Source organism: Meiothermus cerbereus DSM 11376, assembly GCF_000620065.1.
GTDB classification, from domain to species: Bacteria; Deinococcota; Deinococci; order Deinococcales; family Thermaceae; genus Meiothermus; species Meiothermus cerbereus.
This window is the reverse complement of the sequence record NZ_JHVI01000016.1, coordinates 1-21,735: the sequence shown is the minus strand read 5'-3', so window position 1 is coordinate 21,735 and position 21,735 is coordinate 1. Positions and strand designations below refer to the sequence as shown.

Below are 21,735 nucleotides of genomic sequence, written 5' to 3'. Positions count from 1 at the left end.
CCAGGGTAGATTGGCAAAACCAGTTGGATGAGTCTATGCGTACCTGGCGCAATTCCTAAAGCGATCTTTCGGAACAGCATCTTGCATTTTAACTATGGAGACACTGCAAGGAACCGTAGAGATCGTCTTGCGCTCGCCTTCCCGTAGCGCAACGGTTCAGGCGGGGTTCGTACCAGCCCCCCTCTACACCGGAAGCAGCCCGGAAGTGCGGTTATTCCACTCCTTCGGCGCGCAATTCCTGGGCCAGCGGCTCATAGCCCTTGCGGCCCATCAGGGCGTAGGTGTACTCCTTGCCGAGCTCCACCCCGGGCTGGTCGAAGGCGTTGATGTTCCACAATTCCCCCAGGAAGGCGGTCTGCCACATCAGGTGTTGCAATAGCCAGCCCAGGTTGTAGGCGTCGAGTTTTTCCAGGGTAAGGGTGTAGTTGGGCTGCTTGGCTTTGGCCAGGGCGTGGGCGGTGGCTTTGGCCTCGGCGTCCAGGAGCTCGAAGAAGCTCTTGCCGAAGAGGTAATCGAGGGCCTCGAGACCCTTCACCGCCGGGATCTCGAGGTTTTCGCTGGGGTTCAACAGGCGCACGATGTTGATGAGCTTATCGTGCGGCCCCTCACGGAAAAGCTGCACCTGGGCGTGCTGGTCGGTGGTCCCGATGGCCCGCACCGCGGTGGTGCCGGTGCGAACCTCCTGGCCCGTTCGGTCGCGCATCTTGCCCAGCGATTCGTCGTGGAGTTGCACGAACCAGTCCGGCAGGTAGCGCAGGCGGGTGGAGTAGGGCATAAAAACCACGATGTTTTTGCCCTTCCGACTAAACAGGTGGTGGATCAACGCGGTCTGGGCCGGCAGGTTGTGTTCCAGTGCAGCCCTGGCCTGCTCGTTGGATTTGCGCGCCCCGGCCAGCAGGCCCTCGAGGTCTACCTCGGCAAAAGCCAGCGGCAAGGTTCCCACCGGGCAGGTCACGCTGAAGCGTCCCCCCACCGAAGGTGGCACCTCGAAAGCGGTCAGGCCCTCGGCCTGGGCATAAGGGCGCAGAATACCCTTGGCGGGGTCGGTGGTGACCACCACGTGTTTCTTCCAGTCGGTTAGGCCCAGCTCGAGCCACTGCCGGAACACCAGAAAGGCCGCCATGGTCTCGGCGGTGGAGCCCGACTTGGAAATCACATTGACCAGGGTTTTGTGAGGGTCGAGGGTACGGAGCAAGGCCAGAATAGGCTCAGGCTCCACGTTATCTACAAAATGCAGGCGCACCGGGCCTTTACCCAGAGCCGCACTCACCGCCTGAGCGCCCAGGGCCGAACCACCAATGCCCAGCACCACCAGGTCTTGCACCCAGGCATTGGCCTGGCGGTAGCGCAACACCTGCCGCAGGGTCTCGGTATCTTCGGGTACGTCAATCCAGCCCAGGAACTCGGCAGGGTCGGACTTACGCTGCCACAGCGCAGCGCGGGCCGCCTCTAAGCTTTGAGTGTGGGCAGCCAGCGCCCCAGGCCAATCAACGCCCTGCTCACCGATGCGTTCGGATAGGATATTTGTCAGGTTTAGTCGCAACATGCGACCAGTTTACCGTGGAGGTGTTGCATTTGTCGCAAAAAACGGGCGGTCGCTTTACGGCAGCAGCCTGAAAAAAGCAGGCCCCCAAGCGAAGGGTGAAGGCGGTCCGACCAGGCTTATCGCGCTCCTCACATTGGCGCTCTAATTGGCTAGTTTTCGGCAAAATGCTAGACTTAGAAAAGCGTCCTCTAAGGGCTGGCCTTGTGCAGACCCGGAACCTTGATATGACCAAGCATACCCAGCCAACGGCGGCACCTCTATCGCCCACAGCGCATACCGCAGTTGAGGCCTTGTGGCAACAGCTCGAGCCTCACCTTCACTACCTGCCTGATGCGGCCAGGGCCCAGGTGCGGGGGGCGCTCGAGTTTGCCTATGTCGCCCACGAAGGGCAAAAGCGCAAGAGTGGAGAGCCCTACATCGTTCACCCGGTCGCGGTAGCGCAAATCCTGGCCGAGCTGGGCCTGGATGCCGAGACCCTCATGGCTGGGCTCTTGCACGACACCGTCGAGGATACCCAGGTGCGCCCTGAGGAGATTGAGGAGCGCTTTGGGGCAGCGGTGCGAAGGATTGTGGAGGGCGAGACCAAGGTTTCCAAGCTCTACAAACTGGCCCACGCCGCACAGGAGGACAAACCCGCCGAGGAAAAGCACGCCGAAGACCTGCGCCAGATGTTTATCGCCATGGCCGAGGATGTGCGCATCATCATCGTCAAGCTGGCCGACCGGCTACACAACCTGCGCACCCTGGAGTTCATGCCCCCCCACAAGCAGCAGCGCATTGCCCGCGAAACCCTGGAAATCTACGCCCCGTTGGCCCACCGCCTGGGTATTGGACAAATCAAGCTCGAGCTCGAAGACCTTTCTTTCCGCTACCTCGACCCCGAGAATTACCAGGCCCTCGAGGCCCGCCTCAAAAGCCACCGTGCCGAGCGTGAGGCCGCCGTGCAGGCAGCCAAAGAAAAGCTCGAGCAGGCCCTGGCACGGGACTTCATCCTCAAGCAGTCCATCAAGAAAATCGAGATCACAGGTCGCACCAAACACCTGTTCTCCATCTGGAAGAAGATGGAGCGCGACGGCAAGGCCATCGAGCAAATTTACGACCTGCTGGCCTTGCGGGTCATCCTGGAGCCACGCCCTAGCCAGGATCCGGAAGAAAACGCGCTGCGCGAAAAGCAGGTTTGTTACCACGTGCTGGGCCTGGTACACGCCCTCTGGCAGCCCATCCCGGGCCGGGTCAAGGACTATATCGCGGTACCCAAGCCCAACGGCTACCAGTCGCTGCACACCACCGTGATTGCCGTAAACGGGCTGCCGCTGGAAGTGCAGATTCGCACCAGGGAGATGCACCGGGTGGCCGAGTTTGGCGTTGCGGCGCACTGGCTTTACAAGGAGGGCGTGACCGACCCCGAAGACCTCAAGCGGCGGGTGGGCTGGCTCAAAAGCATCCAGGACTGGCAGCAGGAGTACAGCAGCTCGCGCGATTTTGTCGAGGCCGTTACCAAGGAGCTACTAGGGGGCCGGGTTTTTGTCTTCACCCCCAAGGGGAAAATTATCAACCTGCCCAAAGGCTCGAGCCCGGTAGACTTCGCCTACCATATCCACACCGAGGTGGGGCACCGCATGGTCGGGGCCAAGGTCAATGGGCGCATCGTGCCCCTCAGCTACGAGCTGCAAAACGGCGAGATTGTGGAAATTCTCACCGCCAAAACGGCCCACCCCTCCAAGGACTGGATCGACTACGCCAAAACCCGCTCGGCCAAGCAAAAAATCCGCATGTACTTCCGGGCTTTCGAGCGAGCCGAGACCCTGGAAAAAGGCGCGCGGATGCTGGAAAAATACTTCAAACGACGGGGCCCGCCCCGGCCTCTGGAGAGCCAGCTCGAGGAGGTAGGGCGCAAGCTCATCAAAAGCTCTTCGCCAGAGGACCTGTACGCAGCCATCGCAGGGGGACGGGTTGCACCACAACAAGTCGCCCGCATCCTGGCCCCCAAAAGCGAAACCCCTGCCACTAAGCCCAAGCCCGTCAAAAGTGAGCTGGGCATCCGTCTGGAGTCCAATCTGAACGTTCCCATCAAGCTGGCGAGCTGCTGTGAGCCCGCCAAGGGCGACGCCATTCTGGGCTACATCACCCGGGGGCGGGGCGTCAGCATCCACAAAGCAAGCTGCCCCAACCTGCGCCGCCTGATGGAGCAGGACCCCGGACGGGTAGTGCTGGCCTACTGGGAAGGGCTGGGCCGGGTGATGCAGCTCGAGGTGCTGGCCGACGACCGGGCCGGATTGCTGCGCGACATTATGGATGCCATCGCCTGGATGGGCAAAAGTGCCATGGGCGTGAACTCGAGCCCCACTTCACCGCTTTCCTCGCTGTTTCGCATTAGCACCCGCATAGACCTGAGCGAAAGCGAGCAAAAAGCCCTGGACGAGCGCTTGCGCAGCGTGCCCAACGTGCGCTCGGTCAGCTGGTCGCAGGTGCTGTAGGGCTTCGAGACCGCGCTGCGAACGGGGTCGCTGGGTAGGTCGGCGTGAATAGCACAGGCTTCTCCCCGGTTCGTTTGGTCTTTGGGATCCTGCAGGCGCGCGCACAGCTGGTTGGCCCTGGCCGCAGCCTAACGCCAGGCCTCGTGTGGGGTTTAAGTTGCGCCAGGGTAAATTGGCAAAACCCGCGGAATGAGTCTATGCGTGCCTGGCGCAATTCCTAAAGCGATCTTTCGGAACCGCATCTTGATGGAGACACTTAGATGAATCCCTTCCTGGCTTTATCCATTGCTTTTGGAATCGGGCTGCTGGCCGAGCGAATGGGCTGGCTCAGGCCGGGGGCTTCCTGGGCCGCCGCTTTGGTAGGGGGCCTTCCCCTCTGGGCGGGAGGAATTCCAGCAGCCCTGGCAGTGCTCTTCTTTGTGGCCCTGGGTAGCCTGGCCAGCCGGCTTAACCACACCAGCCGAGACCGCTCGGGCCGCATGGCTTCCCAGGTGCTGGCCAATGGGCTTCCAGCCGCAGTAGGCATTGCCCTGGGGGCGCCCGCTTTTTTTCTGGCCGCGCTGGCAACCGCAGCTGCCGATACCCTGGCCACCGAGCTGGGCAGTCGAAGCCGCTGGGCCTGGCATCCGCTAAAAGGCCGTGTCGAAAGCGGAACCAACGCTGCGGTTAGCGGGCTGGGCACGCTGGCCCTGCTGGGTGGGGCACTGCTTTTTGCCCCCTGGGCAGTCTGGCTCAAAGCACCGGTGGTAGCGGTGGTGGTGGGGGGCGCCGCTGGCGCTCTGGCCGATACTGTGCTGGGTTTGTTAGAAGACCGCCTGGCCTGGTGGGGCAACGATCTGACTAACCTGCTGGCCACCACCCTGGGCGGGTTTTTTGCCGTAATTTTGGCCTGATGGAAACCTACGCAAAAAACCAGTCAAGGACAGTTTTAGCGGCTGGCAAAATTGCTCAGGTGGGTTCGCGCCGACCTACACAATCTGGCCGCTGCCAAAGCTCTTCTGGTAAAAGTTGCGAAAATCCATCAGCCGCTGTTTGGCCTGATCCGCAGGAACCTGCGCGCTTTCCAGAAGTTCGCGCAGCGACTCGAGCTGGCGCTCGAGGTCGGCCCGAATGGTTTTGTCGAAGATGATGGCCTGATCAAGTTGTTTGGTTAGGGTCTCCAGCAGCTGGCGGGCCTCGGCCAGGTTGGGCTGGGCAGGCGAGCCGAACATTTGTCTTTCCAGTTCTTGCTCGAGCTGAAGTAACATGGCTTCGATTTTTCTCATAGCTGATTATACGCCCTGGAGGTAGGGGGGAATGTTCTCAGCTCGAGGTTCACCGGCCAGCTCCGCCATCGGGGGGGGTTTTTCTGCCGCTGTCCAGTTTGAGCTTTGCCCCAGCTAAAGAAATGCTAAACTCATGGCGTTTGTATTTGCCCTACCATGGCAGTGTGCATTGCTACTGTATTGTGGGCAATTCGCAGGCTTATGAAGCGCCCTTCAATTCCAATCACCGCCAGCCCGCTTGGTCAGGTTAAAATGCCTTTTACTGGAATCCCATGCTCCTGTTCAGGTAGCCTTGCATAGTGGTGGGACGATGCGCAGTCTTCTACTAGCCTTCGTGTTGGCGCTCGCGCCGCTGCCCAATCTCCCCTCTATCCCTTCGGGAAGCGAAATTCGGGTGGTGTCCCCGGATTTGCTCACCGTGTATGTGGTCTGGCAGGTAGAAGCACGCAATATGGTTCTGCAAAGCATGCTGCCCGCACCCGCCAACCGCGAGGTTCGGGTGCTGTTCCGGGTGGATGGAGGCTATCGCCCGCCATACAATGGAATTACTACCCCCAAGGGGGATATTGCCCTGAATATCCAGGGAGAACGTGTTAGCCTTAATGAGCTTCTGACCCGTACGTATCGCTTGAATCTGCCCAATGGGCGTGTCTTGCCGGAGGTTCGATGAAACGCATTCTTTTGATTGAAGACGACCCTGAAATCGCCCACCTCTTGCAGCTCGAGCTGGGAGAGGCTGGCTACACCGTAGACTGGGCCTCGGGCGGCATGGCCGGCCTGGTGCGTTTGCGCGAAGCGCTGCCCGACCTGGTCATTCTCGACCTGGGCCTGCCCGACCTGGATGGGGGTGAGGTGGCCCGCCGCATCCGCGCGGGCTACGAAGTGCCCATTATCGTCCTGACCGCTGCCGATGCGGTAGAGCGCAAAGTGAGCCTGCTCTCCGATGGGGCCGATGACTACATCGTCAAGCCCTTTCACCCCGCCGAACTGCTGGCCCGCATCCAGGTGCAACTCCGCCACCGCGAAGGCGGCGAGCAGATAAGCGTGGGTGGTTTGGAAGTGCACCTCGCCAAACGCCAGGTGCTGTTTGAGGGTCAGGAGCTGCGTCTGTCGCCCAAGGAGTTCGAGCTGCTGTCGCTTCTGGTAAGCCGGGCGGGCAAGGTGTTCAGCCGCCAGGAAATCGAGGAGCACCTGTGGGGAAGGCAGCTCGAGCGCGATTCCAACGTAGTAGATGTGCACATCGCCAACCTGCGCTCCAAGCTGCGGGAAGCCGGTGCTTATGGCTATCTGCGCACCGTGCGTGGGGTGGGGTATGCGCTGCGGCAGCGCGAAGCGGAATAGGCCTGGGCCTCAAAGCGATGCCCAGGCCGCCCAACCCTGGTGATGGTTGTTGCTTGAGGTTTCCCCCAGGCTCATATTTATGTCCTTCCGCACCCGTCTGATCCTGGCCTATACCATCCTATGGGTGCTGATACTGGTATTGACCCTGAGCATTGCCGTCTACAGCATTAACTTTGGCCTGTACGGGCAGGTCGAGCGTACCCTATTGCGCTACGTCAACGAGGTAGCGCAACTGTACTCCTCGGGTCGGGCCGGGGAAATTAGCCTGCCCCGAAGCGGCCCGGTGAGCGTGAGCTTCTACAGCACGGGCGGACAGCTTCTGGTAGCACCCACCCCCGACTTCGACCACAAAGTACCCAAAAACTATATCCGAGCCGCCAGCAACACCGCCAAGCCCTACTACGCTCCAACCTTTATGGCGGCCTACCAGAGCATACCCGGAGCGGTGGTGGTGGTCAGCCAGGACACCCGCTACATCGAGGGCATCTCGGCCACTGTCCGTACCACCTTGATTCAGGGTATGGCTTTTTTATTTCCCATAGGGGCCCTTCTGATTGTGCTGGCCGCCCAGGTTTCGCTCATCCCGCTGCACCGCGCGGCCTCGGAGGTAGACAAGCGCGGCCCCCGCAACCTCGAGCCCATCCACTACACCGGCCCCAAGGACGACCTGGGGGTGATGGTGGAGAAGGTCAACGACCTGCTGGGCGAGCTGCGCGAGGCCCAGGCACGCGAGCGGGCCTTTCTGGCCGAGGTCTCGCACGAGCTTCGCACCCCCTTGACCTCACTCAATGGCTACCTCGAGCGCCTCAGCCGTAACCCTGGCGACACCGAGATGCTCGATCGCTCCCGAAAAATTGCCGCCCATACCGTTCGCATGGTGCAGGACCTGCTGGCCCTGGCCCGGGGCGAGGCCGAGCGCAGCGTTAATGCCCACATCGTCAACCTGGGCGATCTGCTGCGCCAGGCCGTAGGCGAGTACCCCGGTGTGGTGCTCAAAATGCCCCCCGAGTTTCCCGAGGTGCTGGGCGACCCCGACCGCTTGTTGCAACTGGCCCGCAACCTGATTGCCAACGCAGTGCGGGCCGCCGGTGCGCCCGAAAAAGTGCAGGTGCGGGTCTGGATGGTCAAGGAGCCCACCGACAACCCCCCCGACCCCTACGAATCCGCCGACGAGCTACGCACCACATCCACCCCCGAGATGAACCCGCCCAAACAACCCTGGGCCGCCTTTGCCATTGTGGACCGGGGGCCGGGCATCGCGCCGGAGGTACTGCCCCGCCTGTTTACCCGCTTCGCTCGAGGCCCCGAGGGTGGCACCGGGCTGGGGCTGGCCATTGCCAAACAGATTGCCGAGGCCCACGGCGGGGAAATCCGGGTAGCCAGCCGGCCCGGCGAAACCCGCTTCACGGTATTTCTGCCCCTGCTGGTTGAGGAGGACTGAACCTCGAGGAAATCCTTTCTTACTGCGTTTTCGATTTGCTTTCTTTGGTTTGCTTTCGTATGCTTTCGCTATGCCCTCCCTCGAGGCCACCTTTCGCCACCAGGAAATCCTGGCCATGCTGCACCGGGATGGCCGGGTCGAGGTCAGCAGACTGGCTGCACACTTTGGCGTTTCCACCGTTACCATCCGCACCGACCTGGAGTATCTGGAGCAACAGGGGCTGTTGCGCCGCACCCGTGGGGGGGCAGTGCCCGCAGAAACCAAGCGTTTCGAGCTTCCCCTGGAGGAAACCCGCCAGGTGCACGCCAGGGAGAAAGAGCGCATCGGCAGTTACGCCGCCAGCCTGGTGCGCGACGGCGAGACCATCATTCTGGATGTGGGCAGCACCACCACCGAGCTGGCCAAAGCCCTTTCGCCCTCACTCAAAAATGTGGTGGTCATCACCAGCGGCCTCAACATCGCTTTGCTGCTGGAGTCGCACCCTGGCATTACGGTAATTGTTACCGGGGGCACCCTGCGGCCTTTGCAGCATTCGCTGGTCAACCCCTACGGCACCCTGCTATTGCGCGAAATCAACGCCGACAAGGCTTTCCTGGGCTGCAACGGGGTACACCCCGAAAAAGGCTTCACCAACACCAACCTGCAAGAAGCAGAAATTAAGCGGGCCATGATGGAGGCCGCCCGCGAGATTATCGTGCTGGCTGACCACAGCAAGATTATGCAGGTGGCCGCAGCCCGCATCGGGCCGCTGGAGGCAGTCGACCTGCTCATCACCGACCGCAAAGCAAAAAAGGAAGACCTCGAGGCGCTTTATAGCAGGGGGCTCGAGGTGGCGGTGGCCCGCCACACCTGATCCAACTTGAAGATTTCTGTTTGGTGCAGGTCAAAACCGCTGCATGTAGCCCAGCGCACCAGGCTTCACAGCGCTGTGGCTCAGCATCCCCGTGAAGCCCGCCCAGGCCGGAACAGCGGCAGCTGCTGCGCCAGCAACGCCAGGGCGCAGGGTTTATTTTCGAAACTTTTCGCAAGCATTCATAACTATTGACAAGCCTCTGGCCCAGCCCTTAGACTCCGCTTGAACCTTGAAGGGGAAAAAAGGACCTTCCCGCATATCCAAAAGTGGTTTTGCCGTGAAGTGCGGCCCCCAAAAGGCTGGTATCTAAGGAGGGATACATGAAGCGTCTACTGGTTTTAGGAGCGGCCCTGGCCCTCACGCTGGCCTCGGCCCAACAAATGCAGGGGAACCCCAACCTGCGCGGCGAGATTACCGTGTGGAGCTGGGATATTGCCGCCAAGGCCCTCGAGGCCAACATCCCCGGCTTCAACAAGCTCTTCCCCAACGTTAAGGTCAAGGTGCTGGATATCGGCAACCAGGCCACCTACGACCGCGGGCTGGCGGGCTGTGCAGCGGGCGGCGGCGACCTGCCCGACGTGTACTCCATCGAAAACAACGAGGCCGAGGTGTTCTGGGCGCGCTTCCCCAACTGCTTTACCGACATGAACACCCTGCAACCGGCAGCCTCTACCCTGCGCAACCAGTTCCCCGCCTTCAAGTGGACCGAACTGACCGTGGGCAACAAGGTCTTTGCCATGCCCTGGGACTCCGGCCCGGTGGTTATGTTCTACCGCCGCGACATCTATAACCAGGCCGGGGTCAACCCCAACACCATCCGCACCTGGGACGATTTTATTGCTGCGGGCAAGAAGATCGCCGCGGCCACCAACAACCGGGTTAAGGTAGGGGTCATCGCCAACGGGCAGGACGACGAGTGGTTTCGCATGCTGGCCAACCAGAACAGCTGCTTCTACTTCAACAACGAAGCCAGTGCCGTTACGGTTAACCAGCCCGGCTGTGTGACGGCCCTCGAGACGGTCAAAAAGCTTATCGACGCTGGTATTGTGATGCAAGGCGGCTGGAACGAGCAAATCCAGGCCTTCAAGGCCGGTACCGTAGCCACCAGCATGTTCGGGGCCTGGTACGAAGGCACCATCCGCTCCAATGCGCCCGAACAGAGCGGTAAGTGGGGTGTCTACCCAATGCCCGCCTCCCGTCCCGGTGGTGTTCGAGCGGCCAACCTGGGTGGTTCAGCCCTGGCCATTCCCGCTTCCTCGCGCAACAAAGAAGCTGCCTGGGCCTTTGTTCGCTATGCCCTGGGCACCACCGAGGGCCAGGTAACCATGCTCAAAGAATATGGCCTGGTGCCTTCGCTGCTGGCCGCTACCCGCGACCCTTACGTGAGCCAGCCTCAACCCTACTGGGGCAACCAGCGCATCTGGCAGGTTGTCCTGGGCACCCTCGGCAACGTACCCGCAGCCCGCGGCACCCAGTTCTTCCAGGAAGCCCGGGCCATCATGGTCAAGACCCAGGCCGATTATGTGGCCGGGCGCTTCCCCAGCGCCAAGGCCGCCCTCGATGCCGCTGCCCAGCAGATTTCCCAAGCCACCGGTCTACCCATCGCACGCTAAAGGTTTTTGGGGGTGGGGTTGTCCCACCCCCAACTTTTACAACAGCGGAATCACTTTGGAACATCCCATAAGATGCAACACATCTGTGCGCTTTTTTTCCGGGAGGACGCGTGAAGCGTAGCGCGACCCCCTACCTTTTTTTGCTTCCCTACCTGGCGATTTTCGCCCTGTTCTGGGCCTGGCCCATCATCGAATCGCTGCTGCTCTCGTTTCAAAATACCCGGGTTTACCCACCGGTCTGGGACATTAGCATCAACTGGGGCCGCATCCTGGGCGATGCCGCCTTCTGGGATGCCCTGCGCAACACGGTTCTGATCCTGGTCATCCAGGTTCCCTTGATGTTAGCTCTGGCAACGGGTCTAGCCATTGGGCTGAACTCGCAATTGCTGCGGGCCAAGGGGTTTTTTCGCTTCGCTTTTTTTGCCCCGGTGGTGGTGGGGGCGGTGGCCTACTCGGCAGTCTTCCGGCTGCTCTTTAATCAAAACGGTGCGGTCAATGCCGCTTTAGGCCTCGAGCTCAACTGGATTTTCGACCCCGTAGGCGCCATGGTGGTCATCATCACCACCCTCACCTGGCGCTGGACCGGCTATAACGCCATCATCATCCTGGCCGGACTGCAAAGCATCCCCAAAGACATCTACGAGGCCGCCGAGATCGACGGGGCCAGCCCCTGGCAGCAGTTCTGGCGCATCACCCTGCCCAGCCTGCGCCCGGTGCTCTTGTTCTGCCTGGTGCTCTCCATTATAGGAACCCTGCAACTCTTCACCGAGCCCTGGCTCATCACCAACGGCGGCCCCGGCACCGCTACCACCACCCTGGGGGTCTACCTCTACCGCCAGGGCTTCCAGAACATCAACTTCGGCTACGCCTCCACCATCGCCTACGCCATTACCCTGCTGGCACTGGTCTTCTCCATCATCCAGCTTCGGCTTTTTGGGAGGGACCAATGAAACGACAATTGTGGTGGCGCAGCCTCTGGTTGCACCTGTTCCTGACCCCCCTGGCCCTCTTATGGCTGGCCCCACTCTGGCTGATGTTCGTCTTCTCGACCCAGCCCGAAATCGCCATCTTCAGCACCCCTACCCCCATCCTGCCGGGCAACCAGTTTGCCGCCAACCTGCAAAGCCTGCAGTCGGACACCAACTTCTTGCGCACCCTCTTCAATAGCGTGATGGTGGCTGGCATCTATACGGTGCTCTCCATCTTTTTAACCAGTCTGGCCGGGTATGCTTTTGCCCGTTTTCAGTTCTGGGGCAAGGGGCTCTTGTTCTCGCTGGTAATCGCCACCCTGACCATCCCCTATTTTGCGGTGGTCATCCCGCAGTTCATCCTGGTGGCCCGCGAGGCCAAAACCCTGCTGGCCATCCTGATCGGGATGGCGGTGTTTGGCGGTATTGCGCTTCTCTTGGCCTGGCTCCGCTTCTCGCCTACCCTGGGGCGGGTAATGTGGCTGGGTTACGCGGTAGCAGCGCTGGCCTACCTCTTCTTTGGGGTGCCCGCCCTGCGCGAGGCCATGACTTTCGATTTCCGGCTCACCAACACCTGGTGGGCGGTGATTCTGCCCTCGCTGGCAAATAGCCTGGGCGTATTCTACATGCGGCAGAACTTCCTGAGCGTGCCCATGAGCCTGCTGGAAGCTGCCCGCATCGACGGCGCCGGCGAGTTTCGCATCTTCTTCCGGGTGGCCGTACCGCTGGTGCTCCCAGCCATGGCGGCCCTGGCCATCATTCTCTTCCTGGCCTCCTGGAACGACTACCTGTGGCCCTTGCTGGTGCTTTCCGATCGCGAGATGCAGACCGCACCGGTGGCGCTGGGCTCGCTGATTGGACTCACCCGGGTCTCGTGGGGGGGCATTATGGTGGGGGCAGTTATGACCACCCTGCCCTTTTTAGTCCTGTTCCTGTTCCTGCAGCGCTACTTTATCGCAGGTATTACCGCAGGTGGGGTGAAGGACTAGATGAGGCAGCGCCCAAAGCACACCCCACAAAAACAAAACCTGGGCTTTAGTTCAGGGCTGCTGCCTTGTGCGTATCACCTGGGTAGCTCCCTCACCAGCACAAAACCCCTCTATACCCCATACCAAACCTTATGCTAGGCGTCTGCTACTACCCCGAACACTGGCCCCGCGAACGCTGGGCCGAGGATGCCCGGCGCATGAAAGCGCTGGGCCTGACCTACGTCCGCATCGGCGAGTTTGCCTGGAGCTGCCTCGAGCCCGACCCCGGCCACTTTACCTGGGAGTGGCTGGATGAGGCCATCGAAACCCTGGGCCAGGCCGGGCTTAAGGTGGTGCTTGGCACCCCTACCGCTACCCCGCCCAAGTGGCTCATCGACCAGCACCCCGACATTCTGGGCTATGACGCGCAGGGACAACCGCGCAAATTCGGCTCGCGCCGCCACTACAGCTTTAGCAGCCGGGTCTACCGCGAGGAGGCCCGCCGCATCGTAACCCTGCTGGCCCAGCGTTACGGCCAGAACCCCTTTGTGGCGGGCTGGCAGACCGACAACGAGTACGGCTGCCACGACACCACCCGCAGCTATGGCCCCGAGGATCTGCGGGCTTTCCGGCTGTGGTTACAGGCCCGCTATGGCCGCATCGAGGCCCTCAACCGGGCCTGGGGCAACGTGTTCTGGAGCATGGCCTACCGCTCCTTTGGCGAGATCGACCTGCCCAACCAGACCGTTACCGAGGCCAACCCCTCGCACTGGCTCGACTTTTACCGCTTTAGCTCCGATCAGGTAGCCGCCTTCAACCACATGCAGGTGGAAATTCTCAGGCAGCATTCCCCTGGGCGCTTTATCCTGCACAACTTCATGGGCTACACCCCGGACTTCGACCACTTCAGGCTGGCCCAGGACCTAGACATCGCTGGCTGGGACAGCTATCCCCTGGGCTTCACCGATATGGATGTGCTGCCCTGCACAACAGAGGAGAAGCTGCGCTACGCCCATACCGGCCACCCCGACATGGCCGCCTTCCACCACGACCTTTACCGTGGGGTAAAGCCCCGCTGGTGGGTGATGGAGCAGCAGCCCGGGCCGGTCAACTGGGCCCACCACAACCCCTCGCCGGCCCCCGGCATGGTACGTCTTTGGACCTGGGAAGCCCTGGCCCACGGCGCCGAGGTGGTGAGCTACTTCCGCTGGCGGCAGTTTCCCCAGGCCCAGGAGCAGTTTCATGCCGGGCTCAACCGCCCCGACCTCGAGCCCGACCTAGGCTTTTTCGAGGCCCAGCAGGTGGCCCAGGAGCTACACCAGCTCTCCCTGTCCCCAAGCACCAAAGCCCCGGTGGCCCTGGTCTTCGACTACGAGGCCGACTGGGTCTACCGGATTCAGCCCCAGGGGCAGGGGTTTGTGTACCGCGACCTGGTCTGGCATTTTTACCAGGCCCTGCGCCGCCTGGGGCTGGACGTGGACCTGGTGCCCCCTGGGGCCAGCCTGAAGCCCTACCGGCTGGTGGTGGTGCCCAGCCTGCCCATCCTGCGCGAAGCCGCCCTCGAGGCCTTCCGCACCGCCCCTGGCACCCTGATCTTTGGACCCCGTACCGGCTCCAAAACCGAGGCCCTGGGCATACCACCGCAGTTACCCCCAGGCACGCTGCAGGAACTGCTGCCCATCAAGGTGACTCGAGTGGAAAGCTGGCGCCCAGGGCTGACCGACACCGTGCTCTGGCAGGGCCAATCCTGGCAGGTGGGGGTATGGAAGGAGTGGGTTGAGTCTGGCCTGACCCCGGTGGCCTCTTTCGGCGACGGCAAGGGGGCCATCTACCAGCAGCAGAACCGGCACTACCTGGCCTTCTGGCCAAATCGCGAGTTTCTCCAGCACTACCTGGCCGAAGCCGCCCAGCGCGCGGGTTTGACCACGCAAACCTTGCCCGAAGGCTTGCGCCTCCGGCGCCGGGGCAACTGGGTCTTTGCCCTCAACTACGCCAACCATCCGCAAACGGTTCCAGCGCCTGCAAATGCCCACTTTGTTCTGGGTGGCCCCACCATGGCTCCTTATGATTTGGCTATCTGGGTCGAGGAGTAAGCCATGCAGATTCAGGGCTACGACTTCCACATAAGCGCAAGCAGGCTCGAAGAAACCCTGGGCGGCTACCTGCTTAGCGGCAAAACCGTGCAAATTGGCCATCCCTTCGGACGCACCATGTTTTTCAAGCAGGGCTGGCAAAGCTGGAGCGAGGCAACCTGGGTCAGCCTCAAGGAAAACCCCAAGCCCATCCTGCCCCCCGAGCGGCGGCCCCAATGCGACGACCCCGCCTATGCCCTCTCGCCCGTCCACGGCGGCAGCGGCCTGGGGGGCATCGAGGGCTACGACGGGCGGATGCTTTTTCTGGGTGCGTTGCGCCCTGGCGCCCGCATCGAGGCAGACCGCCTGAGCCTCAAAGGCTTTGGTGAGCACGAGATAGAGTGGTTTTTGGCCTACGGCGAAACTGGAGAGGTTTTGGCCCGCTACGCCGAACTGCTGGCCACCACCCTGGGGGTGCGGGCCCAGCAACCCGCGCCCAGGGTATGGTGTAGCTGGTATAGCTACTACAGCGACATCTCGGAAGGCCTGATGCTCCAGAGTATTGCTGGTCTGCAGGGGCTGCCGTTCGAGGTCTTCCAGATAGACGACGGCTGGCAGCAAAATATGGGCGACTGGGAGCCCAACCACAAGTTTCCCTCGGGCATGAGCACCATCGCGCTACGGGCCCAGAGCCAGGGCCTGACCCCCGGCCTCTGGCTGGCCCCTTTCATCGCCCGGCCCAGCTCCAAATTGTTCAAAGAACACCCTGACTGGTTTTTGCGCGATGAAAAAGGCGATCTGGTTCCGGCGGGCATCAACTGGGGAGGCTTCTACGCCCTCGACGTGACCTTGCCCGGTGTACAAAACTGGTTGCGTAATCTTATCCAGACGGTGCGGGGCTGGGGTTATCGCTACTTGAAGCTGGATTTTCTGTATGCTGCCGCATTACCCGGTCACCGGCACGCCGGGGAGGCCCGAGAGGATGCCTACCGCGAAGCCTTGCGCATCATCCGCGAGGCTGCCGGCGACGAGGTGTACATCCTGGCCTGCGGCGCTCCCATCATCGCCTCGCTGGGTCTGGTGGATGGGCTACGCATTGGGCCTGACGTGGCGCCTTACTGGGACAACGAAGACCGGCGGGTATTTTTGCACGACCCCACCGGCCCCAGCGCCTACAACGCCCTGCGTACCAGCCTGCACCGCCTCTGGCTGAAGCCCCTGGTGCACACCGACCCCGATGTGGCCTATTTTCGTACCCGCTACAACCTGCTCAGCCCTGCCCAGCGGGCGGTACTACAGGACCTGGGGCTGGTATCGGGCTTCAAAGCCACCTCCGACCCCCCAGAGTGGCTGGATGGCGAGGAACGGGAACAACTTAAGGCCTGGCTCGAGGCCACCCCGTCCATCGCACAAACCGGCCCCTATACCTTCAGGATTGGCGAGCGGGAGGTGGATTTTGCCCGCTGGCTGGAGCTTTAGGGCAGTTGGCGCAGAGACCAGCCCGCAGGAGGAGCCGCTACCAGGCCAGGCCCTTTATCCCGACTGAACGCCATCGAGCAATTTGAGGTTAGCATGCATAAGCGCGTACACCAGAAAAAAGATGGTCGAATGCTTTATTTGTACGGCCTGAAACCCCACACCCTGCCCGCGCTCGAGGAGGGCGAAAACACCGCTCAGGCCCAGTCCCACGCCCGCTGGCATCCCCTGAGGCATGAGTGGGTGGTGTTTGCCGCCAGCCGTCAGGGGCGAACATTCCTGCCCCCCAAGGAATACGACCCCCTGGCCCCCAGCAAACCCGGCGGCTTCCCCACCGAAATCCCCTTCGAAGACTTCGAGATTGCCGTCTTCCAGAACCGCTGGCCCTCCCTCTCCCCCTACGCCGGGGAGCCCCCACAGGGTCTGGTCATCCCCACCCGCGATGCCAGGGGCGACTGCGAAGTGGTGGTGTTTACGCCCGAACACAGCGGCAGCCTGGCCACCCTCAGCCCCGAGCGGCGCGAGCTATTGGTGCGGGTCTGGGCCGACCGTTACCAGGAGCTCTATGCCCGCCCCAACATCCAGTACGTGATGCCCTTCGAGAACCGGGGCGAACAGATGGGGGTCACGTTGCACCACCCCCACGGGCAAATTTACGCCTACCCCTGGATCCCGCCCATTCTGCTAAAGGAGCTCGAGGCCTTTCAGAAAAGCCCGGTGCTACTCAATCTGCTGCCCCACCTGGGGCCTTACACGGTTCTGGAAGACGCGCACACCATCGCCTGCGTCCCCCCCTACGCCCGTTACCCCTACGAGGTGCTGCTCTTCCCCAAGCAGTTCCGCCCCGGCCTGTGGGCCTTTACCGAGGAGGAAACCAAGAGCTTTGCCAGCTTCCTGGGCCAGGTGGTGCAAAAGCTGGATAACCTGTTCCAAAAGCCCATGCCCTACATCATGGCCCTGCACGCCGCCCCCAAGGGCGCCGAGGAGGTCTTCCATTTCCACGTGGAGTTCTACCCGGCCCTGCGCACCGCCGACAAGTTGAAGTACCTGGCCGGAACCGAGATTGCCGCCGGTACTTTTGCCATGGATGCCCTGCCCGAGGAGACCGCGCGGGTGCTGCGCGAGGTTGCGATTTGAGCACCACCTTCGGCTTACCTTGAATTTTTTATGACCGTGCGTAACAAAAAACGATAGGCTGAGATATGAACGATTTGGCACTCACCCGCCTGCGGGCCTGGATGGAAGCCCAGGGTTTTGCCCGCTTTTTTGTACAGCAGCCCGAGAACTTCGCCTGGCTTTCGGGCGGCGGCGACAACACGGTGGTCACCTTTCGCCCGGCTGCGGCCTGGCTCGAGGTCACCCTGGGCAGCGTGCGGCTCCACGCTTCCCAGATCGAGGCCGGACGCCTTCTGGACGAAGAGGTAATGGGCCTCGAGGTCGTGCGCTATCCCTGGTACAGCCCGCCCGCCCCCGAGGGGCCCAGCGACCTCGAGCACGACCTCACCCCCTTGCGCCTGGTGCTCTCGCCAGAGGAGCAGGCCCGCTACCGCACCCTGGGTCGGGAGGCCGCCACGGCCCTGGGCGAGAGCCTCCGCTTCGCCGATCCTGACTGGAGCGAACACGAGCTGGCCGGGGCTATTGCCGAAGAACTTCTGTCCAGGGGCATCCAACCTCTGGTCTTGCTGGTCGCCGGTGAGGAGCGGCTCTTCCGCTACCGCCACCCCATTCCCAAACAGCAGCGGCTGGGGCGGTTGTTCATGGGCGTGGTCTGCGGGCGGCGGCACGGCCTGATTGCCAACCTGAGCCGCCTGCGCAGCTTTGGTCACCCCGAAGCCCAGCGGCTCAACCAGCAGGTCTGCCAGGTGGAGGCGGCGGCCCTCGAGGCCTCGAGGCCCGGCGCTACGCTGGGCGAGGTACTGGAAAAGATCCGCGCCGCCTACAAGGACACTGGCCACCCCCAGGAGTTCGAAAACCACCACCAGGGCGGCCTGACCGGCTACCGTAGCCGCGAGGTGCTGGCCCGCCCCGGCAACCCCACCCAGCTCGAGCCCGGCATGGCCCTGGCCTGGAACCCCAGCCTCCCCGGCGCCAAGGTCGAGGACACCTTTCTGCTCACCAAGCAAGGGCTGGAAAACCTGACCCTCGACCCCGCCTGGCCCATGACATCCGTGGACGGGCGCCCGCGCCCGATGGTGCTCGAGGGTTAATAGAAAAACCCAAGACCCCGTTTCTTGCTGCATCTTGATCAGACTATGTTCAAAGACGTCTTTGGCATCGAACCCACCGTATCCGCCTCGGCTCCTGGCCGCGTAAACCTTCTGGGCGAACACACCGACTACAACGGGGGGTTTGTCTTCCCCACCCCCCTGCCCTACCAGACCCACATCGAAGCTGCTGCTGCCGAGGGCCTCGAGGCCTACGCCGAGAACTTTCGGGAGCGCAAAAGCCGGGGGTTGAACGAAGCCCGGCAAGGCGACTGGCTCGACTACATTGCGGGCTGTGTCTGGGTCTTGCGTCGGCATGGCTACGCCGTGCCCGGTCTGCGGGCATACATCCGCAGTGAAGTGCCCATGAGTGGGGGGCTCTCGAGCTCAGCGGCGCTGGAGGTGGCCACGCTGCGGGCCTTGCGCGCGCTCTACCAGCTGCCCCTGGACGACGTGCGGATCGCCCTGCTGGCCCAGCAGGCCGAGGTGGAGTATGTGGGTGTGCGCTGCGGCATCATGGATCAGATGGCCTCATCGGTGGGGCGGCTGGGGTATGGGCTGTTCCTGGACACCCAGAGCCTCCAGACCCGGCTGGCCCCCCTGCCCCAGGGCTACCGGGTGGCCGTGGTGGATTCGGCGGTGCCGCGCCGCCTGGCCGAGTCGGGCTACAACACCCGCCGCAGCGAGTGCGAGCAAGCCTGCCGACTGCTGGGGGTGAAGTCGCTGCGTGAGCTTTCCCCTGCCGACCTCCCCCGCCTCGAGACCCTGCCCGAACCCCTGAACCGGCGCGCCCGCCACGTGGTGACCGAAAACCAGCGCGTACTGGAGGGGGTACAGGCGCTCGAGCAAGGCAATATCAAGCGCTTTGGCGAGCTAATGGTGGCCTCACACCGCTCGCTCTGCGACGATTACGAAGTCTCGATTCCCGAGCTCGACCAGCTGGTAGAGGCCGAGCTGCGCCACGGAGCGGTGGGAGCACGCCTTACCGGGGCCGGTTTTGGCGGCTCGACGGTGGCCCTGGTGGAAGCCTCCAGGTACGAGGCCTTCAAGCAGGGGGTTTTGCAGGATTACCCCAGGGCGCGATTTTTTTGAGCTCGAGAGCCGAAAGCATAATCCCGTGAGGCCCTCAGGCTTTGGGTACCTCAGGCATAAAGCCCTCGCCCATAGGCAATGAGCGAATTTCCTCAGGGGTAATCTGGTACTTCTCCGCACACCAGTGGCACAGCACCTCGGCGCCCCCGTCCTGCTCGATCATTTCTTCACGCTCCTCTGGCGAGAAGTAGATCAAGGCATTCAGGGCACGTTCGCGGCTACAGCGGCAGCGGAACACAAGGGGGATATACCCCTCACGAAACCCCACCACACTCAGGTCGGTAGGGTCGTAACCCAGGCCCTCCATCAAGGCCTCGACGGTTCCCTCGAGCCCCCTCTCCAGCAGCAGGTCGGTAATGCCCGAACGGCCTTGAAGATTCTGCTCGAGCCGCTCAATCACTTCCTCAGGGCAGCCCGGCAATACCTGAATGGCTATACCCCCCGCAACCTGTACCTCGCCTTGCCCATGCACCCGCACCCCCAGCAACACCGCCGAGGGAATCTGCTCGGACTGCCACAGGTAGCGGGCCAGGTCTTCGGCCACCTCACCGCTCACCAGTTCCACACTGGACTGGTAAAGCTCCTCGTTGGACAGCAGCCGGTCTACCTTAAGCTCGCCTCGCCCAATAGCCGCCCCCACATCAAGCTTGCCATCCGGCCGTAACGGTGGGTTGGCTTTAGGGTTTTTGACATACCCCCGAACAAACCCATCCGGCGCAGCCTCTACCACCGGCCCCCCCAGGGGGCCATCGCCCACAAACTGGAGACTTACCCGCTCCTTAGGCGTTTTGGAGAGCAGAAAGGTCAGCAGCAAAACCCCACTCATGGCCCGGCCCAGCGCAGCGGTAGCGGTGGGCGAGAGTTGGTGACGTTCTCTGGCTTCTTCGGTAATATCAGTGGTCTCTACGGCCAGCACCCGCAGGTTTCCCTCGGCAGCCAGCCCACGAATCAAACGACCCATAACTTTTCGATTGTAACAGCCACGCCACGTGCAAAAGAGTGCTGGTTCAGGGTTTCACTTTCTGCAATCGGGCAACTGCTGCTCGATTAAAAATGTGCTGGATCAAACAGCTCTCCATCCGCAGGGTCTGTGGGGCCACAGGTGCAAATTGGCGCTTTTACCCTTCAATCAAAGTTTAGCAGCGCGGTTCCGAGGCCAGGCTTTAGAGCGGTCTTCAGAGAAAATGGCACAACGCCGATCATAACACGTGCTGTTCCAGACGTATTTTTTGCCGCTGGGGCACTCGAAAACAGGTGAACAGTCGCTTCAGCGGTCTGTCCCGAAGGGGATCGCCCCATTGGCGCAATAGAGCAGCTATTGTGAAGCGTCGCTCTAGAATCCTCTGACAATTTTCGAGTATCCTAAGAACCGTGAACCTCGACTCCCCCCGCATTCTGGTGCTCAATGCTGGTTATGAGCCCCTAGGTTTAGCAAGCGTCAAGCGTGCTATTATCCTGGTTATGAATGGAACCGCCGAGGTGGTCGAGGAAAGCGGCGAGTACCTGCGAACTCCCAGTACCCCCTACCCCATCCCCAGCATCATCCGCCTCAAACGTCTTGTTCGCCGCCCTCCAGGGCGGCTTGCGCTTAACCGCCGCAACATCCTGCGCCGCGATGCTTACACCTGTCAGTACTGCGGCAAACGCGGGGGCGACCTCACGGTAGACCACGTCTTCCCCAAAAGCCGGGGGGGCCGCAGCATCTGGGAAAACCTGGTCACTGCCTGCCGTCCCTGCAACCTCAAGAAGAAAAACCGCACCCCCGAGGAAGCCGGTATGCACCTGGCCCGCCGCCCCATCGCTCCCCGCCACAGCCTTCTGCTGGTAGCCGATTTGCCCCACCTGCCCGAGGCCTGGCGCACGTATCTGCCCGAGGTGGATCAGCAGCGCTAGCCCAAAAATTGCTCCATTCTCCCACTGACCCGCTCTGAAGACGTACCTTGTTCCTTGCGGAAGTGTGGCTTAGCTGGTCAGGATGGCCTGCACCACCCCCTCGGTCAGCTTCCCCGTTGACGGCTCCGCAGTACCGTCCACAACTTTTGCTCAGCGGGCATTGGTTCACGACGTAAGCTCCGGCAGAGCTCGAGTAATACCAGATTCGGTTAGTTCGTCACCGAACGGTGACGAACTAACCCGACCGAAGGGAGTGCTCTAGGATTCAAAAAGATAGCCTCTTAGCGCTTTTTGTTTGAAGATTATCTTTTTGAATCCGGTATAAGTAGGGCAGATAGAAAGATGGATACTTCCCATTTAACAAAGCCCAACTCCTGAAATCGAAAAAAAAGCAGAAACCCCCACCTCTGGTGAAGTGGGGGTTCGGTGCGCCATGAGTTGGCGCAAGCTGGAGCGGGAAACGGGACTCGAACCCGCGACCCCAACCTTGGCAAGGTTGTGCTCTACCAACTGAGCTATTCCCGCA

18 protein-coding genes and 1 tRNA gene are annotated in these 21,735 nt (G+C 61.8%); 15 read left to right on the top strand and 4 right to left on the bottom strand.

What is annotated here, in order from left to right; genetic code table 11:
* Positions 1-211: 211 nt before the first annotated feature.
* Positions 212-1,546: a hypothetical protein gene (locus Q355_RS0107385; RefSeq protein ID WP_027877210.1), complete on the bottom strand. Its 1,335-nt coding sequence runs from the start codon at positions 1,544-1,546 to the stop codon at positions 212-214.
* Positions 1,547-1,770: 224 nt separating this feature from the next.
* Here Q355_RS0107385 and Q355_RS0107380 point away from each other — a divergent pair, with 224 nt between their 5' ends.
* Both Q355_RS0107380 and Q355_RS0107375 read left to right on the top strand, forming a co-directional pair.
* Complete coding sequence (locus Q355_RS0107380) at positions 1,771-4,023, top strand: RelA/SpoT family protein (RefSeq protein WP_051529352.1); 2,253 nt, start codon at positions 1,771-1,773, stop codon at positions 4,021-4,023.
* 260 nt (positions 4,024-4,283) lie between these two features.
* Positions 4,284-4,916 carry a DUF92 domain-containing protein gene (locus Q355_RS0107375; protein ID WP_027877208.1) on the top strand — a complete coding sequence of 211 codons (633 nt, stop codon included), beginning with the start codon at positions 4,284-4,286 and terminating at the stop codon, positions 4,914-4,916.
* Positions 4,917-4,991: 75 nt separating this feature from the next.
* On the opposite strand, the gene Q355_RS0107370 is transcribed toward Q355_RS0107375, so the two are convergent.
* Positions 4,992-5,288 carry a hypothetical protein gene (locus tag Q355_RS0107370; protein WP_027877207.1) on the bottom strand — a complete coding sequence of 99 codons (297 nt, stop codon included), beginning with the start codon at positions 5,286-5,288 and terminating at the stop codon, positions 4,992-4,994.
* Between the two features lie 310 nt (positions 5,289-5,598).
* Between Q355_RS0107370 and Q355_RS0107365 the strand changes: the two genes are divergently transcribed.
* The 12 genes from Q355_RS0107365 (at position 5,599) to galK (ending at position 19,316) form a co-directional block, all read left to right on the top strand.
* The gene (locus Q355_RS0107365; protein ID WP_027877206.1) at positions 5,599-5,958 is read left to right on the top strand and encodes a hypothetical protein; all 360 of its coding nucleotides are present in this window, start codon (positions 5,599-5,601) and stop codon (positions 5,956-5,958) included.
* Entirely contained in the window at positions 5,955-6,629 is a 675-nt protein-coding gene (locus Q355_RS0107360; RefSeq protein ID WP_027877205.1) for a response regulator transcription factor, read from the top strand. Before Q355_RS0107365 ends, Q355_RS0107360 begins: the two co-directional genes overlap by 4 nt.
* Before the next feature lie 79 nt (positions 6,630-6,708).
* Positions 6,709-8,070 carry a sensor histidine kinase gene (locus Q355_RS0107355; RefSeq protein ID WP_027877204.1) on the top strand — a complete coding sequence of 454 codons (1,362 nt, stop codon included), beginning with the start codon at positions 6,709-6,711 and terminating at the stop codon, positions 8,068-8,070.
* Between the two features lie 70 nt (positions 8,071-8,140).
* Positions 8,141-8,923, top strand: coding sequence for a DeoR/GlpR family DNA-binding transcription regulator (locus Q355_RS0107350; RefSeq protein ID WP_027877203.1), 783 nt, complete (start codon positions 8,141-8,143; stop codon positions 8,921-8,923).
* Between the two features lie 320 nt (positions 8,924-9,243).
* Positions 9,244-10,536: an extracellular solute-binding protein gene (locus Q355_RS0107345; RefSeq protein WP_027877202.1), complete on the top strand. Its 1,293-nt coding sequence runs from the start codon at positions 9,244-9,246 to the stop codon at positions 10,534-10,536.
* Positions 10,537-10,646: 110 nt separating this feature from the next.
* The gene (locus Q355_RS0107340) at positions 10,647-11,486 is read left to right on the top strand and encodes a carbohydrate ABC transporter permease (RefSeq protein ID WP_027877201.1); all 840 of its coding nucleotides are present in this window, start codon (positions 10,647-10,649) and stop codon (positions 11,484-11,486) included.
* The gene (locus Q355_RS0107335) at positions 11,483-12,493 is read left to right on the top strand and encodes a carbohydrate ABC transporter permease (protein ID WP_027877200.1); all 1,011 of its coding nucleotides are present in this window, start codon (positions 11,483-11,485) and stop codon (positions 12,491-12,493) included. Before Q355_RS0107340 ends, Q355_RS0107335 begins: the two co-directional genes overlap by 4 nt.
* A 131-nt stretch (positions 12,494-12,624) precedes the next feature.
* On the top strand, positions 12,625-14,565 hold the full coding sequence (locus tag Q355_RS0107330) for a beta-galactosidase (RefSeq protein ID WP_027877199.1): 1,941 nt from the start codon (positions 12,625-12,627) through the stop codon (positions 14,563-14,565).
* Between the two features lie 3 nt (positions 14,566-14,568).
* Entirely contained in the window at positions 14,569-16,023 is a 1,455-nt protein-coding gene (locus tag Q355_RS0107325) for a glycoside hydrolase family 36 protein (RefSeq protein ID WP_027877198.1), read from the top strand.
* Between the two features lie 93 nt (positions 16,024-16,116).
* Positions 16,117-17,157, top strand: coding sequence for a galactose-1-phosphate uridylyltransferase (gene galT / locus Q355_RS0107320; RefSeq protein ID WP_027877197.1), 1,041 nt, complete (start codon positions 16,117-16,119; stop codon positions 17,155-17,157).
* A 65-nt stretch (positions 17,158-17,222) separates the two neighbouring features.
* Positions 17,223-18,227, top strand: coding sequence for a M24 family metallopeptidase (locus Q355_RS0107315; protein WP_027877196.1), 1,005 nt, complete (start codon positions 17,223-17,225; stop codon positions 18,225-18,227).
* A gap of 45 nt (positions 18,228-18,272) precedes the next feature.
* Positions 18,273-19,316 (top strand): galactokinase, encoded by a 1,044-nt coding sequence (gene galK, locus Q355_RS0107310; RefSeq protein WP_036258953.1) that lies wholly within the window; start codon positions 18,273-18,275, stop codon positions 19,314-19,316.
* A 34-nt stretch (positions 19,317-19,350) separates the two neighbouring features.
* Here the strand turns inward: galK and hslO are convergent, their stop codons facing one another.
* Positions 19,351-20,277: an Hsp33 family molecular chaperone HslO gene (gene hslO, locus Q355_RS0107305; protein WP_027877194.1), complete on the bottom strand. Its 927-nt coding sequence runs from the start codon at positions 20,275-20,277 to the stop codon at positions 19,351-19,353.
* A 410-nt stretch (positions 20,278-20,687) separates the two neighbouring features.
* Here hslO and Q355_RS0107300 point away from each other — a divergent pair, with 410 nt between their 5' ends.
* Positions 20,688-21,209: an HNH endonuclease gene (locus Q355_RS0107300; protein ID WP_027877193.1), complete on the top strand. Its 522-nt coding sequence runs from the start codon at positions 20,688-20,690 to the stop codon at positions 21,207-21,209.
* A gap of 449 nt (positions 21,210-21,658) precedes the next feature.
* Here the strand turns inward: Q355_RS0107300 and Q355_RS0107295 are convergent.
* Positions 21,659-21,734: transfer RNA gene (locus Q355_RS0107295), tRNA-Gly, on the bottom strand.
* Between the last annotated feature and the right edge of the window lies 1 nt (position 21,735).

What these genes read in the sequence shown, in the direction of transcription:
- Q355_RS0107385 (WP_027877210.1), bottom strand. Translation starts at nt 1,546, where the DNA reads ATGTTGCGACTAAACCTGACAAATATCCTATCCGAACGCATCGGTGAG.
- Q355_RS0107380 (WP_051529352.1), top strand. Translation starts at nt 1,771, where the DNA reads ATGACCAAGCATACCCAGCCAACGGCGGCACCTCTATCGCCCACAGCG.
- Q355_RS0107375 (WP_027877208.1), top strand. Translation starts at nt 4,284, where the DNA reads ATGAATCCCTTCCTGGCTTTATCCATTGCTTTTGGAATCGGGCTGCTG.
- Q355_RS0107370 (WP_027877207.1), bottom strand. Translation starts at nt 5,288, where the DNA reads ATGAGAAAAATCGAAGCCATGTTACTTCAGCTCGAGCAAGAACTGGAA.
- Q355_RS0107365 (WP_027877206.1), top strand. Translation starts at nt 5,599, where the DNA reads ATGCGCAGTCTTCTACTAGCCTTCGTGTTGGCGCTCGCGCCGCTGCCC.
- Q355_RS0107360 (WP_027877205.1), top strand. Translation starts at nt 5,955, where the DNA reads ATGAAACGCATTCTTTTGATTGAAGACGACCCTGAAATCGCCCACCTC.
- Q355_RS0107355 (WP_027877204.1), top strand. Translation starts at nt 6,709, where the DNA reads ATGTCCTTCCGCACCCGTCTGATCCTGGCCTATACCATCCTATGGGTG.
- Q355_RS0107350 (WP_027877203.1), top strand. Translation starts at nt 8,141, where the DNA reads ATGCCCTCCCTCGAGGCCACCTTTCGCCACCAGGAAATCCTGGCCATG.
- Q355_RS0107345 (WP_027877202.1), top strand. Translation starts at nt 9,244, where the DNA reads ATGAAGCGTCTACTGGTTTTAGGAGCGGCCCTGGCCCTCACGCTGGCC.
- Q355_RS0107335 (WP_027877200.1), top strand. Translation starts at nt 11,483, where the DNA reads ATGAAACGACAATTGTGGTGGCGCAGCCTCTGGTTGCACCTGTTCCTG.
- Q355_RS0107330 (WP_027877199.1), top strand. Translation starts at nt 12,625, where the DNA reads ATGCTAGGCGTCTGCTACTACCCCGAACACTGGCCCCGCGAACGCTGG.
- Q355_RS0107325 (WP_027877198.1), top strand. Translation starts at nt 14,569, where the DNA reads ATGCAGATTCAGGGCTACGACTTCCACATAAGCGCAAGCAGGCTCGAA.
- galT (WP_027877197.1), top strand. Translation starts at nt 16,117, where the DNA reads ATGCATAAGCGCGTACACCAGAAAAAAGATGGTCGAATGCTTTATTTG.
- Q355_RS0107315 (WP_027877196.1), top strand. Translation starts at nt 17,223, where the DNA reads ATGAACGATTTGGCACTCACCCGCCTGCGGGCCTGGATGGAAGCCCAG.
- galK (WP_036258953.1), top strand. Translation starts at nt 18,273, where the DNA reads ATGTTCAAAGACGTCTTTGGCATCGAACCCACCGTATCCGCCTCGGCT.
- hslO (WP_027877194.1), bottom strand. Translation starts at nt 20,277, where the DNA reads ATGGGTCGTTTGATTCGTGGGCTGGCTGCCGAGGGAAACCTGCGGGTG.